Origin of the sequence: Sphingomonas sanguinis (assembly GCF_019297835.1) — a bacterium.
GTDB classification, from domain to species: Bacteria; Pseudomonadota; Alphaproteobacteria; order Sphingomonadales; family Sphingomonadaceae; genus Sphingomonas; species Sphingomonas sanguinis_D.
Window position 1 is genome coordinate 768,256 of the sequence record NZ_CP079203.1, and the last position, 15,716, is coordinate 783,971.

A 15,716-nucleotide genomic window follows, 5' to 3' on the forward strand; every position below is an offset into this window, starting at 1 on the left:
GACCGAACGCGCAACCGCCCTATCTTGTCCTCATGAAAAAGATCGGTTTCCTCTCCTTCGGCCATTGGTCGCCCTCGCCCCAGTCCGCCACGCGCTCGGCGCAGGACGTGCTGCTCCAGTCGATCGACCTTGCCGTCGCCGCCGAAGAGCTGGGCGCGGACGGGGCCTATTACCGGGTCCATCACTTCGCGCAGCAGCTTGCTTCGCCCTTTCCGCTCCTCGCCGCCGTCGGAGCGCGGACCAGCCGGATCGAGATCGGGACCGGCGTGATCGACATGCGCTACGAAAATCCGTTCTACATGGTCGAAGATGCCGGATCGGCCGACCTGATCAGCGGCGGGCGCCTGCAACTCGGAATCAGCCGGGGCTCGCCCGAACAGGTGATCGATGGCTGGCGCCATTTCGGCTATGGCCCCGCACAGGGGGAGACGGACGCCGATATGGGCCGCCGCCATGCCGAAGTGTTCCTGCACCTGCTGAAGGGCCAGGGCTTCGCCAAGCCCAATCCCCGCCCGATGTTCCCCAACCCGCCGGGCCTGCTCCGGCTGGAGCCGCATTCGGCGGGGCTGCGCGAGCGTATCTGGTGGGGATCCGCCTCCGACGCCACGGCGATCTGGGCCGCCAAGCAGGGCATGAACCTGCAAAGCTCGACCCTGAAGGCCGACGAGAGCGGCGAACCTTTCCATGTCCAGCAGGCCAAGCAGATTCGCGCCTATCGCGAGGCATGGGCGGCGGCGGGGCATGACCGTGCACCGCGCGTCTCCGTCTCACGCTCGATCTTCGCGCTGACCACCGATCAGGACCGCGCCTATTTTGGCCGCGACGACAGTCAGGATCAGGTCGGGATCATCGACAATATGCGCGCCGTCTTCGGCCGCTCCTATGCCGCCGAGCCGGAAAAGCTGATCGAACAGCTGCGCGCCGACGAAGCGATCGCGGCGGCCGACACGCTGCTGCTGACCGTGCCCAATCAGCTGGGCGTCGATTACAATGCGCATGTCATCGAAAACATCATGCGCCACATCGCGCCCACGCTCGGCTGGCGCTGACGACGGGACAGGCCCCGGCCATGGTCGGGGCCGAAGCCCATGCTGCCGGTGATGTGGAAGAAATGGCGCGCCCGGAACGATTCGAACGTCCGACCCTCAGATTCGTAGTCTGATGCTCTATCCAGCTGAGCTACGGGCGCGCACAGGGCCTCTTATCGAGACCTGATTTTGATCCACTGGCGCGCCCGGAACGATTCGAACGTCCGACCCTCAGATTCGTAGTCTGATGCTCTATCCAGCTGAGCTACGGGCGCGCTGTGGAGGTGGGCTGATAGAAGCGCTTCCGAATCTTGGCAACCCCTTTGCAAAGGTTATCCACATTTTTTGTCAGGTCGGACCCGGAGGGTGGTTTGCGGTATTTGGTGCAGGCCCCCTGTTACGGCTAGGAAGATCGCGATGACATCCTATCGCCCCGCCCCGTTCGCCCGGCCTGCCCATATCGTGCGCGCCTGTGTCCTGCTTGTCGGGCTGAGCCTGGCGGGCTGTGCGCGGGATCGCGATACGACACCTTACCCGTCGCTGGCGGTCCGGCCGGTCGAGAAGCAGGGCTTTGCCGAACCCGCCGCCAAGCCGGTCGTGCTGCGTCCCGACCCCACGCTCGATGCGCAGATCGCCGACCTGACCCGCCGCCTGACGGGGATCGAGCAGGAATTCACCAAGGCGCATGACCAGGCCCGCACCGACGCCGCCAAGGCGCGCGGGGCGGCGGTCGGCAGCGAGGCATGGCTGACCGCGCAGACCGAACTGGCGACGCTGGACGAAATCCGCGCACGGACATCGTCCTTGCTGACCGAAGCGGATGATCGCGCGATCCAGCGGGCCACCGCGCTGGAGCCGGACTATCCGACGCTGACCGGCTTGCGTGAGCGGGCGTCGGCAGCAGTCGCGCGGCAGGCGGCGCAGATCAAGGCGATCAACGACAGCCTGCCCGCCGCCTGATGCTCAGAATTGGCGGATAAAGGGCAGGATGCTGGAATAATCATCGGTCCAGGCGGCGAGACCCGGCGGCGCCACCGCCGGGGTCCAGTCACCGCCCTGCGCCTCCAGTGTCTTGAGCACACGCGCGTCCCGCGACAGCGCCAGCCAGACCGAGGCGGAGGCCTGCGCCTCGCGATCCCGATCGGTCGGCACATAGCTCATCCGCGAAATCGCCCAGCCCCCTTCGCGCGCGGCGGCGGCGACCAGCGGCTCCAAATCGACGAAGCGGTTGGAGATATGGACCAACAGCAACCCGCGCGGGGACAGGACACGGGCATAGGTCGCGAACGCCTCGCGGGTCAGCAGATGCGCCGGAACCGCGTCCGACGAAAAGGCATCAAGCGCCAGCAGGTCGAGACTGGCGGGGGCTTCGGCGGCGAGGCGGATGCGCGCGTCGCCGATGCGAATGAGCGGATCAGGCTGGCAGCGGCGCAGATAGCTGAACTGGCCGGTATCGCGCGCAATGCGGACGATGACCGGATCGATCTCGTAGAAGCGCCAGCTTTGGCCCGGCTGTGCGTAGCAGGCGAGCGTCCCCGTCCCCAGCCCGACCACACCGATCCGCGCGGATGGTCCGTACAGCATCGGCGCGGCGCGCATCGCCCGGCCGACGCCGGAATAGGGCGCGTAATAGGTGGTCGGCGTCCGCTCGCGCGCCGCCGAACCGCGAAGCTGGATGCCGTGGACCGTCGAGCCATGGTCCAGTTCGCGATAACCCGCGCCGTCGCGAACCGTGTAGACACCGAAATAACTGCGCATCCGCGCGTCACGCTCCATCGACAGCGACAGCGCACGATAGCCGCCGAACAGCACGAGCGCACCCGCCAGCAGCAGCACGAAACCGGCTCGCGCCCCGATGGTCAGGAAACCCAGCGCGGCGATGACCAAGAACACTGTCCCCTGCCGCTCCTCGCCGAACCACGCCGCAGGCCCGACCAGCCGCAGGTCGAGGAGCAGCCCGATCACCACCGCCAGCGCGACCAGCATCGCGCGGGGATGCCGCCACCACAGGTCGCGGATCACCGGCAGGATGAATTGCTGAGGGATCAGCATGCCCGCCGCCAGGATCAGCAGCGGATACTCGTACGTCCAGTCGAACAGCACCGGCGCCAGTATACCTGCGAACACCCCACCCAGCGCGCCGCCGACCGCCATCCACAAATAAAAGCCGGTCAGCCGATCCACCGCAGGCCGCGCGCGGTACATGGCGGTGTGCAGCGCCACCGACACCATGAACAACAGCAGCAGCGCGACGGCGACGTTGGAATAGGGCCGCTCCGGATAGCCGCCCATGATGACCCCGCCGAACAGCAGCAGTGTCACCGGCGCGATCCGGGTCAGCGTATCTGCCGCACCCCGCCGGGTGGCGAAGGCGATGATGAAGCTCGCCAGATACAGCCCCAGCGGCAACACCCAGAGCAGCGGCATCGCGACGATGTCGGTCGTGATGTAGGTCGAAGTCGCCAGCACCAGCCCCGAGGGCACCGCCGCCAGCGCCACCCAATAGCCGATCCGCCGCCAGCCCGGCGCGGCCGAACTGGGTGCAGGATCGGCTGTGGGATCGCTCGACGCCGGTAGCCGCGTCGCACACCCCACGACCAGCAGCCCGAGCAGGCCATAGCCCAGGCTCCACAACCGGCTCTGACCGTGAAGCGTCATCGCCGGTTCGACCAGCAGCGGATAGGCGATCAGCCCGGCAAAACTGCCTAGGTTGGACGCCGCATAAAGGGCGTAAGGGTTACGCCCCGGCTGGGCGAGCGCGAACCAGCGCTGGATCAGCGGCGCCTGCGCGGACACCGCGAAGAAGAGCGGTCCGATGGACAGGCCGAGGAGCCATGGCACCCACAGCGCCGGTTCGGCATCGGGCGGCAGATCCACCGCCATCAACCCGATCGGCAGCCACAGCGCCGCCGCCGCCAGCACCAGGATATGCACCCCCGCCTGCACTTTGGGCCGCCACCGCCCGAGCGCATGGGCATAGGCATAGCCGCCCAGCAGCAGCGCCTGATAGACGAACATCGCCGAGTTCCAGACGGCGGGCGCGCCACCCAGCCGGGGAAGCGCCATACGCGCGACCAGCGGCTGGACCAGGAACAGCAGGAACGATCCGGTCAGGATCGTCGCCACGAACAGCGCGCGCGCCGCCAGGTCGGGGATACGGCGTGTCACGGGAATGGAGGTCAGGCGTTCAGCAATCGCGCGGCATGGGCAGCATGATAGGTCAGCACGCCCGAGCATCCGGCGCGCTTGAACGCCATCAGCGTCTCCAGCACCATCGCGTCGCGGTCCGCCGCGCCCGCCGCGACCGCCGTCTCGATCATCGCATACTCCCCCGACACCTGATAGGCGAAGGTCGGCACGCGGAACTCGTCCTTCACCCGGCGGATGATATCGAGATAGGGCAGGCCCGGCTTCACCATCACGCTGTCCGCGCCCTCGGCAAGGTCGAGCGCGACCTCGCGCAGCGCCTCCTCGGCATTGGCGTGGTCCATCTGATAGGTGCGCTTGTCGCCCTTCAGCAGCCCGCGCGTGTTCACCGCGTCGCGGAACGGCCCGTAGAAGGCGCTGGCGTACTTGGCGGCATAGGCCATGATCTGGACGTTGACGAACCCCTCGGCCTCCAGCGCGGCGCGGATCATGCCGATACGGCCGTCCATCATGTCCGACGGTGCGATCACGTCCGACCCGGCTCGCGCCTGGGTCAGCGCCTGCTCGACCAGTGCATCAGCGGTGTCGTCGTTCACGACATAACCCGCCGCATCGACCAGCCCGTCATGGCCGTGCGTCGTATAGGGATCGAGCGCCACATCGGTCAGCACGCCGATGTCCGGCACCGCATCCTTGATCGCGCGGATCGCCCGGCACATCAGATTGTCGGGGTTCATCGCCTCGCGCCCGTCATCGGTGCGCAGGTGCGAGGGCGTGTTGGGGAACAGCGCCAGACAGGGAATACCCAGATCGGCGGCTTCCTTGGCGCGCGCAACGATGCCGTCCAGCGACCAGCGCGACACGCCGGGCAGGCTGGCGATCGGTTCCTCTACACCCTGCCCCTCGGTCACGAACAGCGGCCAGATCAAATCGGCCGGGGTCAGCACCGTTTCGGCATGGAGTCGACGGCTCCACTGCGAGGCGCGAGTACGACGAAGGCGAAGTGCTGGATAAGATGCGGTCATCAAAAGGGCTTTTGCGGGATCGTACCGCGCTTGCCAAGCGTTGCGTGCAAAGCGTTCCGGGGGCGAAAGGAATTAACGGGTGCGAGTAATTCGATCGGCAGCGATGGTGGTGAACGCCAAATCGCGGCGCGGACAGGCTTTGTTTCAGCAGGCCTGTGCGGCGATGTCCGACCTTCCCTTTCCGGTCGACGCCCGCGCAGTGGAGGACCCGAAGGATCTGGAGCCGACCGTCCGCGAGCTGCTGGCGGCCAAGCCCGACCTGTTGATCCTGGGCGGCGGCGACGGCACGATCAGCGGGCTGGTCGATCTGATGGTCGGGCATGACGTAATGCTGGGCGTCCTGCCGCTCGGCACCGCGAACAGCTTTGCCCGATCTCTCGGCATCCCGCTGACCGTCGAGGGGGCGGTGGACGTCATCCGCAACGGTCGTCCGCGCCGCATCGACCTGGGTATGATCGACAAGGACTATTACGCCAATTGCGCCGCGATGGGGATCAGCCCCAAGATCGCCGAGACGGTCCCGCACGGGCTGAAGCGCGTGGGCGGACGGCTGGGCTATCTGGCCTGGGCTGCCTATCAGTTCCTGCGCTTCCGCCCCTTCACGCTGATCGTCGAGCAGGACGGCAAGCGCGAACGGCTGCGCGTGGTAGAAGTCCGCATCTCCAACGGCCCCTATCATGGCGGCACCGAGCTGGTGGACGCAGCCGCGGTCGACTCCGGTGAGATCGTCGTCCAAGCGGTGTGTGGCCATGTGAAGCGCCGCCTGATCGTCAACTGGGCGGCCAGCATCCTGCGCAGCGACTATCGCAAGGAAAAGGTCCGTGACTTCCGGGGGCGCGAGATCAAGCTGACCACCATTCCGCCGCTGCCCATCTCGATCGACGGCGAGGTTTTGGCGCGGACGCCGGTAACCGCGCGAATTGCACCGGGGATCATTGAGGTCATCGCGCCCGCCTAGACCGCCCTCACCCTTCCCACCCGCTTGCAGCGGGCGGGCCCCTTCCCTCTCCCACCGGGAGAGGGAGGGAGGCGCACAGTGCCGGAAGGGTGAGGGTAGTCAGGCGTCGGGCGGCTCGGCCACGCTCAACCGCACCTACCCGACCGGCATCGCCTTGTTCGTCGGCTGCCCCTCGGCCAGCGCCTGTTCCTCGCATTCCTCCTTACCCGCCGCCGGGGCCATCCGCCCCTTGCGCCAGCCGCCATGCCGGTAATAGCCGATCGTCATCAGCATCGAGGCGAGCGATCCCGCCGGAAAGCTCCACCAGATGGCATCCGCGCCCAGGCTCGGCTCCAAGAGATTGGCGAGGCCGAAGCGCACCGGAAACATCGAGATCGCTAGGATCACCAGCGGCCCCACCACCGCGCCGTTCGCACGTACCGTCGCCGCCAACACCATCGACACGCCGAACAGCATGAAGCTCCACCCGCCGATCAGGTTGATCTTGGCCGCAATGTCGATCGCCCCCGCTTCGTTCCCCAGGAACAGCCACAGCACATGCCGGTCGAGCAGCGTCACCGCCAGCACCAGCACGCCGGTCAGCAACAGGTTCATGCGCAGACCGGCACGGGTGATCCGGTCGACCCGGTCCCACTGTCCGGCACCGATATTCTGCGCCGCCATCGCGCTGACCGCCGCGCCGACCGCCATGGCGGGCATCTGGATATAGGTCCAAAGCTGGTTCGCCGCGCCGTACGCCGCCGTGGTCGAGGTACCGTGCCGGTTGACCAGCCCCATCATCGCCAGCGCCGAGGTGGAGACGACCAGCATCTGGAGGCCCATCGGAAAGCCCTTCACCACGATGGTCTTGAGCAACTCGGCAGTGGGGAACAGATAGCGCCACTCCGCCCCCCGCAGCCGGATGACCAGATCCTTGGCATAGAGATAGGTGACAAGCGCCAGCAGCGAGCCGGTATTGGCAATCAGCGTCGCGATCGCCGACCCCTCGATCCCCAGCGCAGGGACAGGTCCCAGCCCTAGGATGAAGAGCGGGTTCAACGCTACGTCGAGGACCGAACCCAACGCCATGAACTTCAACGGCGTGATCGAGTCGCCCACCCCGCGCAGCGCCATGGTCAGCAGCACTGAGACAAATCCCGGCGGCATCGCGGCGAAGATCACCCGCAGATAGGCCAGCGCAAGCGGAAACACCTCGGCCGGGGTCGCCAGCGCGCGCAGGATCGCGGGCGCCGCCAGCCAGCCGACGCCGACGGTCGCGGTCGAAATCACCGCGAACAGCCCCAGTGCCGATCCCAGAACCCGGCGCACCGCCTCCACGTCGCGCCGTCCCATCGCCTGACCGATCAGAATGGTCGCCGCCATGCCAAAGCCGAAGGTCGCGGCAACCAGCAGGAACATGATGATATTGGCGTTGGTCGTCGCCGCCAGCGCCCGCTCGCCCAGAAACTGGCCGATCCAGATCGCGTTGATCGACCCGTTAAGCGATTGCAGCACGCTCGACCCCAGGGTCGGCAGCGCGAACAGCAACAGCGTCTTTCCGATCGGACCGGCAGTGAGATCACGACGGCCATTTGGAGCCTTCATGGCTTGGCCGCCTTGCTCATGATCTCCTCGTCGGCGAACTTCGCCATGTCCGCAAATTGAAATGCGGGCGGCTTGTTACCCTGCCCGGCGTACAGCCCACGCAGATAGCCCCAGTCGAACGGCGTCAAAGCCTCGGGCGCACCGCCCTCCGGATCGAACAGCGACAGGATGCTCGACACGGCCTCGTTCTTCCTTGGGCGGACCTCGGCCAGCAGGCGCATCGAGGCATAGTCGCCGATCTGGTTGATCGACTTGCCCAACACCGCGTTGCGATCGATCAGCAGGACGGCGGCGGCGATCTGCGACTTGATCGGCAGGTTGATGCGGCTGGCGCTGGGGATGGTGAGCGTCGGCAGCTCGTTGCCGAACTGCATGATCTGATCGCCGTCCCGGCTGGTGATGGCGGTCATGTGCCAGACATGGACCGGTCCCTTGTCGCGGATCATCGCAGTGACGTCGGCGGATTGCAGGCGACCGAAAATGCCGGGTCGATGATCTGCCAGCCACTTCACCTGATCGGCCCCGTTGTCGACGAACAGGACCAGCACATTGGGGCGGCATTTCTCACCGCCGAGGCTGATCCCCAGGCGGACCGCATTGCCCATGATCCGGTCGGCGATCCCGAGAATCGTGTCACGGGGCAGGCCGACACCGCCGATGCAAAGCGGCTGTGTCATGCGGGAGAGCGGCTCGTTGCCATCGGGATAGCCGGAGATTCCGCGGAACCAGCGAAGCGTCTCCCGCTTGGGGGGCAGCGGGCGCGCCGTGACCACGATCGGGTCGGACGGAGAAGAGGCCCCCGCCTGCGCCGACGCGGCCTGACCGACGCCGAAAGACGCGAGCAATGCCAAAGCCGTAACAACCGTTCCTCGCATCGCTCGCCCCCTTTTTCGTCGATAAGATCAGCCCGCCAGCGCGTCCCGTACCGCCTGGAGCGCTTCGGCGCCCTTGGTGCCGTCGGGGCCGCCGCCCTGAGCCATGTCGGGACGACCACCGCCGCCCTGCCCGCCCAGCGCCGCCACCGCCTTGCGCAGCAGTTCGACCGCATTGTGCTTGGCCGTCAGATCGTCCGTGACGCCGACCGCGACCGAGGCGCGGCCGTCATTGACCGCGACCATCACCGCCACGCCCGATCCGCCCAGACGCTGCTTGGCATCGTCCACCGCGCCGCGCAGCCCCTTGGCCTCGAAGCCGTCGAGCACCTGGCCGATGAACGCCACGTCGCCGATCTGCTCCGGCCCGGCCGCCGCACCACCGGCCCCGCCGCCCATGGCGAGCGCCTTCTTCGCCTCGGCCAGTTCGCGCTCCAGACGGCGACGATCCTCGACCAGCGCGGCGATGCGCGCGGGCACTTCGTCGGGGGTAGTCTTGAGCGTCGCGGCGGCGGCCTTCAGCATGTCGTCACGGTGCGACAGATAGGCGCGTGCGCCCTCACCGGTCAGCGCCTCGACACGGCGCACGCCGCTCGACACCGCGCCTTCCGACACGATCTTGAACACGCCGATCTCGCCCAGCGCATTCACATGGGTGCCGCCGCAGAGTTCGAGGGAGTAGGTGCCGTCGGCATCCTCACCCATCGACACGACGCGCACCTCGTCGCCATATTTCTCGCCGAACAGCGCCATCGCGCCCATTTCGATCGCTTCGTCCGGCGTCATCAGACGAGTGACGACCGAGCCGTTGCCGCGCACCTGCTCGTTCACCTTCGTCTCGACCTCGGCAATGTCGTCGGCAGTCATGCCGACCGGCTGCGAGAAGTCGAAGCGCAGGCGTTCGGGGGCGACCATCGACCCCTTCTGCGCGACATGGGTGCCCAGCCGCTGACGCAGCGCCTCATGCAACAGGTGCGTCGCCGAATGGTTGGCGCGGATCGCGGCGCGGCGCGCGGTGTCGATGGCCAGCTTGACGCTGTCGCCGACCTTGATGCCGCCTTCCTGGATCTCGGCATTGTGCACGAACACGCGGCCGAGCTGCTTGGAGGTGTCGGTGACGACCGCCTTCAGACCCGTATCGCTGGAGATGGTGCCGCTGTCGCCGACCTGGCCGCCGCTCTCGCCATAAAAGGGCGTCTGGTTGACGATGACCGATACCGTATCGCCAGCGGCAGCGCTGTCGACCCGCGCCCCGTCCTTGACCAGCGCGAGCACTTCGCCCTCGCCGGTGTCGGAGGCATAGCCGAGGAATTCGGTCGAGCCCGTCTCTTCCGCGATGTCGAACCACACATCGTCCGACGCCTTCGCGCCCGAGCCCTTCCAGGCGGCGCGTGCAGCGCGCTTCTGCTCGGCCATGGCGGCGTCGAAGCCTGCGCGGTCGACCGACAGGTTCTGCGCGCGCAGCGCGTCTTCGGTCAGGTCATAGGGGAAGCCATAGGTGTCATAGAGCTTGAACGCCGTCTCACCTGCCAGCGTCGCGCCGGGTGCCATGCCCGCCGTCGCCTCATCGAGCAGCTTCAGGCCCTTGTCGAGCGTCTGGCGGAAGCGGGTTTCTTCTTGGCGGAGGGTCGCTTCGATCAGCGGCTGCGCACGGACCAGCTCGGGATAGGCCGCACCCATCTCGGCGACCAGCGCCGGGACCAGCCGGTGCATCAACGGCTCCTTGGCGCCCAGCAGATGCGCATGCCGCATCGCGCGGCGCATGATGCGACGAAGCACATAGCCGCGCCCCTCATTGGCAGGCAGCACCCCGTCCGCGACCAGGAACCCGGCCGAGCGCAGATGGTCGGCGATGACCCGGTGCGACGCCTTCTGGCCGTCCTCCGCCTTGGTATGGGTCAGTTCGCACGAGGCGGCGATCAGCGCCTTGAAGGTGTCGGTGTCGTAATTGTCGTGCACGCCCTGAAGGACGGCGGCGATCCGCTCCAGCCCCATGCCCGTGTCGATCGACTTCTTGGGCAGTTCGCCGACGATCTCATTGGCTTCCTGCTCGAACTGCATGAAGACCAGGTTCCAGATCTCGACGAATCGGTCGCCATCCTCCTCCGGGCTGCCGGGAGGACCGCCATAGATATGGTCGCCGTGATCGTAGAAGATTTCGGAGCACGGACCGCACGGCCCATTCTCGCCCATCGCCCAGAAATTGTCCTTGGTCGGGATGCGGATGATCTTGTGCTCGGGCAGGCCTGCGATCTTCTTCCACAGGTCGAACGCCTCGTCATCGGTGTGATAGACGGTGGCGGTCAGCTTCTCCGGATTGATGCCCCAGATCTTGGTCAGCAGGGTCCAGGCATGGGTGATCGCCTGTTCCTTAAAATAGTCGCCGAACGAGAAATTGCCGAGCATTTCAAAGAAGGTATGGTGGCGCGCGGTATAGCCGACATTGTCGAGATCGTTATGCTTGCCGCCCGCGCGTACGCACTTCTGCGAGCTGGTCGCGGTGGAATAGGGGCGCGATTCCAGGCCGGTGAACACGTTCTTGAACGGCACCATGCCCGCATTCACGAACATCAGCGTCGGGTCGTTCTGCGGCACGAGCGGCGCGGAGGGCACGATCTGGTGCCCTTCGCTTCCGAAATAGTCGAGAAAGCCGCGGCGGATGTCGTTGGTCGAGGTCATAAGCGCGGGCTTAGGCGAGGTTTCGCGCGCGCTCAAGCGCCCGCGCGTTCGGCTCGTTCCGTCGCATCGTCGTGAGCAGCGGGACGACGCCACCAGAGATACCGGATCAGGACGAACCCCAGGCCATCGCCAACCAACCGGCCGACGGGATGCCCGACCATGTCGGCGGCATGTTCGAACCGCCCCAGCGTCAGGCCCAGGGCGAACAGAATGGCGGGCAATCGCGGCTCGGTCACGCCGAAAACACGGCCAAGGAGCCAATAGGCCAGCCCACAGATGATGACGGCATTCAGCAGGCCGTTGGCAAAGCCAACCAGCAGTTCAATCACGAGATCGATGGTCATGATAGTCTCCCCTGCCCGTCCGTGCCCCAGCGCAAACCACCCGGTAAGTCATCCGCCGAGAGATCGATCTGCAAGACCCGCCGGTGCCGCCCCGGTCCGGCGCGGGCCGAGGCGTGAAGGATCAGCGTGCGGTACAGCCGAACCTCGCCCGCCTCGGCCAGGCAAACCGCCTCGCCCAGCTGACCGACGACGCCCTCAATCGCATCCTCGGCGATCAGGCCCAGCCGGGGCGATCCCGGTGCGACCAACAGCGGCGCATTGTCCGCATCGACGGGATCGAGAAGGAGGCGGACCGTGACCATGCGCTCCAGCGCCGACACCGGCGGCGCGACGTGGACGCGCCCCTGCTTAACGGTCCATGGTCCGAACCCTGCAACCTCGCGTCGCTCGACCACCTCGATGGTTCGGTCCTAATGCCACCCCAATGCCCAGTTCGCATCGTCCTGCTTGTCGAACAGGATCGCGCGGACCGGCCGCACGCCTTCGCCGACGACCGGCTTCATCGCGGTGCAGAGCCGGTCCACGGCGGACAATCTGGCGGCGCGGGCCGGATCGATCCGCCATCCCGGACGACCGTCGGGCCAGTCGCCGAACAGCGCCGCCAGCTCGACCAACCCTCCGTCGTCCAGCCGCGAGGGCCACAGGGCATAGCCGCGCGAGTCCAGCTCGGCGATCATCCGATCGGCGCCTCGATCCCCTTGGGTGGCGTCGAGAACCAGAGCGGACCGCTATCGGTCATGTGGAAACAATCCTCGATCCGGATGCCGAACTTGCCCGGCAGATACAGCCCGGGCTCGTTGGAGAAACACATGCCGGCGGCCAGCGGCGTCGCTTCGCCATGCACGAGATTGACCGGCTCATGCCCATCCATGCCGATGCCGTGCCCGGTCCGATGCGACAGGCCGGGCAAGCGATAGCCGGGACCATAGCCCTGGCCTTCGTAGAAACGCCGCACGGCATCGTCGATGCTGCCCGCGGGCGCGCCGATCCGCGCTGCCGAGCGCGCGACCTGCTGCCCCTTCGCCACCGTGTCCCAGACCTTGCGCTGCTCCGCGCTCGCCTGGCCGTGCACCCAGCTTCGCGATACGTCCGACTGATAGCCCTGCACCGTGCAGCCGCAATCCATCAGCACCACCTGGCCTTCCGCAACCCGGTGCACCTGCTTGCTGCCATGCGGATAGGCCGAGGCTTCGCCGATCAGCGCCATGCTGAACTCCGGCGCGCCGCCGAGTTTGCGGGTTGCGGCGCTCATCAGCGCGCCGACCTCCGCGCCGGTCATGCCCGCCTCGACGCGGGGGTAGACCCAGCGATAGGCCGCCAGAGTTACGTCGGTCGCCAATTGCATCAGCGCGATCTCGGCCGGGCTCTTCTCCATCCGGCATCCGCGCACCACCGGATTGGCCGACACCAGTCGCATGTCGGGCAACAGCTTTCGCATGCCGTCGAATGCGAAGAAGCGCGCCGTCTCCTCGACCCCGACGGCGCGGTTCGCCAGTTTGCGGTCGCGCACGAACCCCGCGACGACGGCCAGCGGGTTCTCGTCCTCCTGCCACACCCGCACCTCGGCGGGCACGGCCAGCGTCTCACGGACCGAAGGCTCCTCGAAAAACGGCGTGACGATGCACGGCTGGCCCTCAACCGGGATGACCACGGCGGTCAGCCGCTCGCTGCGCCACCATTGGACACCAGTGAAATAGACCATGGTCGAGCCGGGCTCGATCAGGATCGCGCCGATCCCGTTCGCCTTCATCAAAGCCTGCGCCCGTGCAAGCCGCCGCGCGCGTTCCTCCGGGCCGATCGGCACCGCCCCGCCGGTGATGTCGGACAGCGCCGACAGGTCCGGTTCCGCCGCGCGCAGCAGGCCCGGCCGGACGAGAAACGGCAGGGCGGCGGCCGCGATCATCGCGCGGCGGGACAACAGGGTCTGCATGACGGGTACGATAGAATTCTTGACCTGAGCGCCGCAATGCCCTTGGCTCGCCCGAGGATTTTAATTTGGGGTATGCATGGCCAAGCGGCTGACCTTGTACATCTTCATCGGCCTCGTCCTGGGGCTGATCGTGGGCCTCTCGCTCAACCTCTCGCTGAATGACGGCAGCGCGGAAGCGACCGCGCAACTCAAGACGATCGCAAGTTATTTCGCGATCGTCACCGGCCTGTTCCTGCGCCTGATCAAGATGATCATCGCGCCGTTGGTCTTCGCGACCCTGGTGTCGGGAATCGCACAGATGGGCGATACCAGGGCGCTGGGGCGGATCGGGGTGCGCTCGCTCGCCTGGTTCATCTCGGCCAGCCTCGTCTCGCTCAGCCTGGGCATGTTGCTTGTCAACCTGCTCCAGCCCGGCGTCGGCCTGAACCTGCCGCTGCCCGCCGTCACCGCCGATAGCGGGGTGGTGAAGGCCGGGTTCGATCTGCAGAAGTTCGTCACCCATCTCGTCCCCGCCTCGCTGATCGAGGCGATGGCGACCAACGAAGTGCTCCAGATCGTCATCGGATCGCTGTTCCTGGGCGTCGCGATTACCGCGGTCGGCGAGCGTGCCGCGCCGCTGGTCCGCGCGGTCGATGCGCTGGTCGCGGTGATGTTGCAGGTGACGGACTATGTGATGCGCGTCGCCCCGATCGCGGTGTTTGCCGCGGTCGCGGGCACGCTGACCGAGCAGGGGCCGTCGGTGATCGGCAAGCTCGCCATCTTCATGGGCAGCTTCTATCTCGGCCTGATCCTGCTGTGGTGCGTGCTGCTCGGCATCGCCGCGCTGTTCATCGGCCCGCGCGTTCGCGACCTGATCGCGCATATCCGCGCGCCGCTGATCCTCGCCTTCTCGACCGCTTCGTCGGAGGCCGCCTATCCCCGCATTCTGGAGGGGCTGGACCGGTTCGGCGTGCCGCCGCGCATCGCCAGCTTCGTGCTGCCGCTGGGCTATTCGTTCAACCTCGACGGCTCGATGATGTACATGACCTTCGCGTCGCTGTTCATCGCGCAGGCGTACGGCATCGATCTATCGATCGGGCAGCAGATCACGATGCTGCTGGTCCTGATGGTCACGTCGAAGGGGATTGCGGGCGTGCCCCGCGCCTCGCTGGTGGTGATCGCGGCGACCATGCCGATGTTCAACATTCCCGAGGCCGGGTTGCTCCTCATCCTGGCGGTCGACCATTTCCTCGACATGGGGCGTTCGGCGACCAACGTGATCGGCAATGCGGTGGCGAGTGCGGTCATTGCCAAGTGGGAAGGTCCGCTCGATCCGCCCGAGCCGGTGGATGTGGCGTCGCTCCACGCTCCCTCGGGCACGCCTCCGAAGGATGCCCCCGACAGCTTCCGCCAGATCGGGGGGCATTGACCGTCGGACCCTATGCCTCACGCATAGGCATAGGGTCCGCCCTTGGCGAGCGCCGCCTGATAGGCCGGGCGGGCATGGATACGCTCCAACCAGGCGATGGTGGCGGGGCGGCGCTCGTCCAGACCGGCGCGGGACCGCGCGGCCTCCAGCGGGAAGCTCATGATGATGTCGGCCGCCGTCATCTGCTCGCCCGCGAACCAGGGCGAGCGCGCCAGTTCGCTTTCGACATAATCGAGATGCCGGTCGACCATCGGCTGGAAGCGCTTCATCGCCACCTTGCCCATGACCGGAATACGACTGAGCACCAACGTGACGAACAGCGGCGGCATCAGCGAGCCTTCGGCATAATGCAGCCAGAAGCGCCAGCGCTGCATCGCCTCCCGGTGCGCGGGCGGGCCAAGACGGCCATCGCCCTTGCCGACCAGATATTCGATGATCGCACCCGTCTCTGCGATCACCAGCCCGTCATCCTCGATCACCGGCGACTTGCCGAGCGGATGCACGGCACGCAGCTCGCGCGGAGCGAGCATGGTCTTCGGGTCGCGTTTGTAGCGCTTGACCTCATAGGGCAGGCCGAGTTCCTCAAGCATCCATAGAATGCGCTGTGACCGGCTGTTTTCGAGATGATGGACGATGATCGTCATGGCTGTTCCCCATATTCGGGCGCGACAACGCGTCAGGCGCGGGTCGGGGTGCAGCGTGGCTGCCGTCCGTGTGTGGGGGCAGCGTGTTTTACTGTGA

At 66.7% G+C, this 15,716-nt stretch carries 14 protein-coding genes and 2 tRNA genes; 4 read left to right on the plus strand and 12 right to left on the minus strand.

Annotation, left to right across the window (positions count from 1 at the left end):
- Nucleotides 1–32 precede the first annotated feature (32 nt).
- A complete protein-coding gene (locus KV697_RS03275) occupies nt 33–1,049 on the plus strand; it encodes an LLM class flavin-dependent oxidoreductase (RefSeq protein WP_219020091.1) in 1,017 nt (338 codons plus the stop codon).
- A 63-nt stretch (nt 1,050–1,112) separates the two neighbouring features.
- Here KV697_RS03275 and KV697_RS03280 read toward each other — a convergent pair.
- Nucleotides 1,113–1,189 (minus strand) — tRNA-Arg (locus KV697_RS03280).
- 37 nt (nt 1,190–1,226) lie between these two features.
- Nucleotides 1,227–1,303: transfer RNA gene (locus tag KV697_RS03285), tRNA-Arg, on the minus strand.
- 142 nt (nt 1,304–1,445) lie between these two features.
- Here KV697_RS03285 and KV697_RS03290 point away from each other — a divergent pair.
- Complete coding sequence (locus tag KV697_RS03290; protein ID WP_219020092.1) at nt 1,446–1,988, plus strand: hypothetical protein; 543 nt, start codon at nt 1,446–1,448, stop codon at nt 1,986–1,988.
- 3 nt (nt 1,989–1,991) lie between these two features.
- Here the strand turns inward: KV697_RS03290 and KV697_RS03295 are convergent, their stop codons facing one another.
- On the minus strand, nt 1,992–4,196 hold the full coding sequence (locus tag KV697_RS03295) for a spermidine synthase (RefSeq protein WP_257575584.1): 2,205 nt from the start codon (nt 4,194–4,196) through the stop codon (nt 1,992–1,994).
- An 11-nt stretch (nt 4,197–4,207) separates the two neighbouring features.
- The gene (hemB, locus tag KV697_RS03300) at nt 4,208–5,200 is read right to left on the minus strand and encodes a porphobilinogen synthase (RefSeq protein WP_219020094.1); all 993 of its coding nucleotides are present in this window, start codon (nt 5,198–5,200) and stop codon (nt 4,208–4,210) included.
- 103 nt (nt 5,201–5,303) lie between these two features.
- Between hemB and KV697_RS03305 the strand changes: the two genes are divergently transcribed.
- The gene (locus tag KV697_RS03305) at nt 5,304–6,158 is read left to right on the plus strand and encodes a diacylglycerol/lipid kinase family protein (protein WP_219021216.1); all 855 of its coding nucleotides are present in this window, start codon (nt 5,304–5,306) and stop codon (nt 6,156–6,158) included.
- A 135-nt stretch (nt 6,159–6,293) separates the two neighbouring features.
- Here KV697_RS03305 and KV697_RS03310 read toward each other — a convergent pair whose 3' ends face one another.
- Genes KV697_RS03310 through KV697_RS03335 form a run of 7 tightly spaced genes read right to left on the minus strand, consistent with a single transcriptional unit; the run spans nt 6,294 to nt 13,567 of the window.
- On the minus strand, nt 6,294–7,742 hold the full coding sequence (locus tag KV697_RS03310) for an MATE family efflux transporter (protein WP_219020095.1): 1,449 nt from the start codon (nt 7,740–7,742) through the stop codon (nt 6,294–6,296).
- On the minus strand, nt 7,739–8,617 hold the full coding sequence (locus KV697_RS03315) for a hypothetical protein (protein WP_219020096.1): 879 nt from the start codon (nt 8,615–8,617) through the stop codon (nt 7,739–7,741). Before KV697_RS03315 ends, KV697_RS03310 begins: the two co-directional genes overlap by 4 nt.
- Nucleotides 8,618–8,644: 27 nt before the next feature.
- Nucleotides 8,645–11,293, minus strand: a complete 2,649-nt coding sequence (alaS, locus tag KV697_RS03320; protein WP_219020097.1) for an alanine--tRNA ligase — start codon at nt 11,291–11,293, stop codon at nt 8,645–8,647.
- 32 nt (nt 11,294–11,325) lie between these two features.
- Nucleotides 11,326–11,637, minus strand: a complete 312-nt coding sequence (locus tag KV697_RS03325; protein WP_219020098.1) for a hypothetical protein — start codon at nt 11,635–11,637, stop codon at nt 11,326–11,328.
- Nucleotides 11,634–12,032, minus strand: a complete 399-nt coding sequence (locus KV697_RS20255; RefSeq protein WP_306822679.1) for a phytanoyl-CoA dioxygenase — start codon at nt 12,030–12,032, stop codon at nt 11,634–11,636. The genes KV697_RS03325 and KV697_RS20255 overlap by 4 nt, the downstream gene beginning before the upstream one ends.
- 15 nt (nt 12,033–12,047) lie before the next feature.
- Nucleotides 12,048–12,314 carry a hypothetical protein gene (locus tag KV697_RS20260; protein ID WP_306822680.1) on the minus strand — a complete coding sequence of 89 codons (267 nt, stop codon included), beginning with the start codon at nt 12,312–12,314 and terminating at the stop codon, nt 12,048–12,050.
- Nucleotides 12,311–13,567 carry a M24 family metallopeptidase gene (locus tag KV697_RS03335; protein WP_219020099.1) on the minus strand — a complete coding sequence of 419 codons (1,257 nt, stop codon included), beginning with the start codon at nt 13,565–13,567 and terminating at the stop codon, nt 12,311–12,313. The genes KV697_RS20260 and KV697_RS03335 overlap by 4 nt, the downstream gene beginning before the upstream one ends.
- A 76-nt stretch (nt 13,568–13,643) precedes the next feature.
- Between KV697_RS03335 and KV697_RS03340 the strand changes: the two genes are divergently transcribed.
- Nucleotides 13,644–14,975: a dicarboxylate/amino acid:cation symporter gene (locus tag KV697_RS03340; RefSeq protein ID WP_219020100.1), complete on the plus strand. Its 1,332-nt coding sequence runs from the start codon at nt 13,644–13,646 to the stop codon at nt 14,973–14,975.
- 17 nt (nt 14,976–14,992) lie between these two features.
- On the opposite strand, the gene KV697_RS03345 is transcribed toward KV697_RS03340, so the two are convergent.
- Nucleotides 14,993–15,619, minus strand: a complete 627-nt coding sequence (locus tag KV697_RS03345) for a glutathione S-transferase family protein (RefSeq protein WP_219020101.1) — start codon at nt 15,617–15,619, stop codon at nt 14,993–14,995.
- Nucleotides 15,620–15,716: the final 97 nt, after the last annotated feature.

What these genes read in the sequence shown, in the direction of transcription:
- KV697_RS03325 (WP_219020098.1), bottom strand. Translation starts at nt 11,637, where the DNA reads ATGACCATCGATCTCGTGATTGAACTGCTGGTTGGCTTTGCCAACGGC.
- KV697_RS20260 (WP_306822680.1), bottom strand. Translation starts at nt 12,314, where the DNA reads ATGATCGCCGAGCTGGACTCGCGCGGCTATGCCCTGTGGCCCTCGCGG.
- KV697_RS03275 (WP_219020091.1), top strand. Translation starts at nt 33, where the DNA reads ATGAAAAAGATCGGTTTCCTCTCCTTCGGCCATTGGTCGCCCTCGCCC.
- alaS (WP_219020097.1), bottom strand. Translation starts at nt 11,293, where the DNA reads ATGACCTCGACCAACGACATCCGCCGCGGCTTTCTCGACTATTTCGGA.
- KV697_RS03345 (WP_219020101.1), bottom strand. Translation starts at nt 15,619, where the DNA reads ATGACGATCATCGTCCATCATCTCGAAAACAGCCGGTCACAGCGCATT.
- KV697_RS03335 (WP_219020099.1), bottom strand. Translation starts at nt 13,567, where the DNA reads ATGCAGACCCTGTTGTCCCGCCGCGCGATGATCGCGGCCGCCGCCCTG.
- hemB (WP_219020094.1), bottom strand. Translation starts at nt 5,200, where the DNA reads ATGACCGCATCTTATCCAGCACTTCGCCTTCGTCGTACTCGCGCCTCG.
- KV697_RS03340 (WP_219020100.1), top strand. Translation starts at nt 13,644, where the DNA reads ATGGCCAAGCGGCTGACCTTGTACATCTTCATCGGCCTCGTCCTGGGG.
- KV697_RS03310 (WP_219020095.1), bottom strand. Translation starts at nt 7,742, where the DNA reads ATGAAGGCTCCAAATGGCCGTCGTGATCTCACTGCCGGTCCGATCGGA.
- KV697_RS03290 (WP_219020092.1), top strand. Translation starts at nt 1,446, where the DNA reads ATGACATCCTATCGCCCCGCCCCGTTCGCCCGGCCTGCCCATATCGTG.
- KV697_RS03305 (WP_219021216.1), top strand. Translation starts at nt 5,304, where the DNA reads ATGGTGGTGAACGCCAAATCGCGGCGCGGACAGGCTTTGTTTCAGCAG.
- KV697_RS03315 (WP_219020096.1), bottom strand. Translation starts at nt 8,617, where the DNA reads ATGCGAGGAACGGTTGTTACGGCTTTGGCATTGCTCGCGTCTTTCGGC.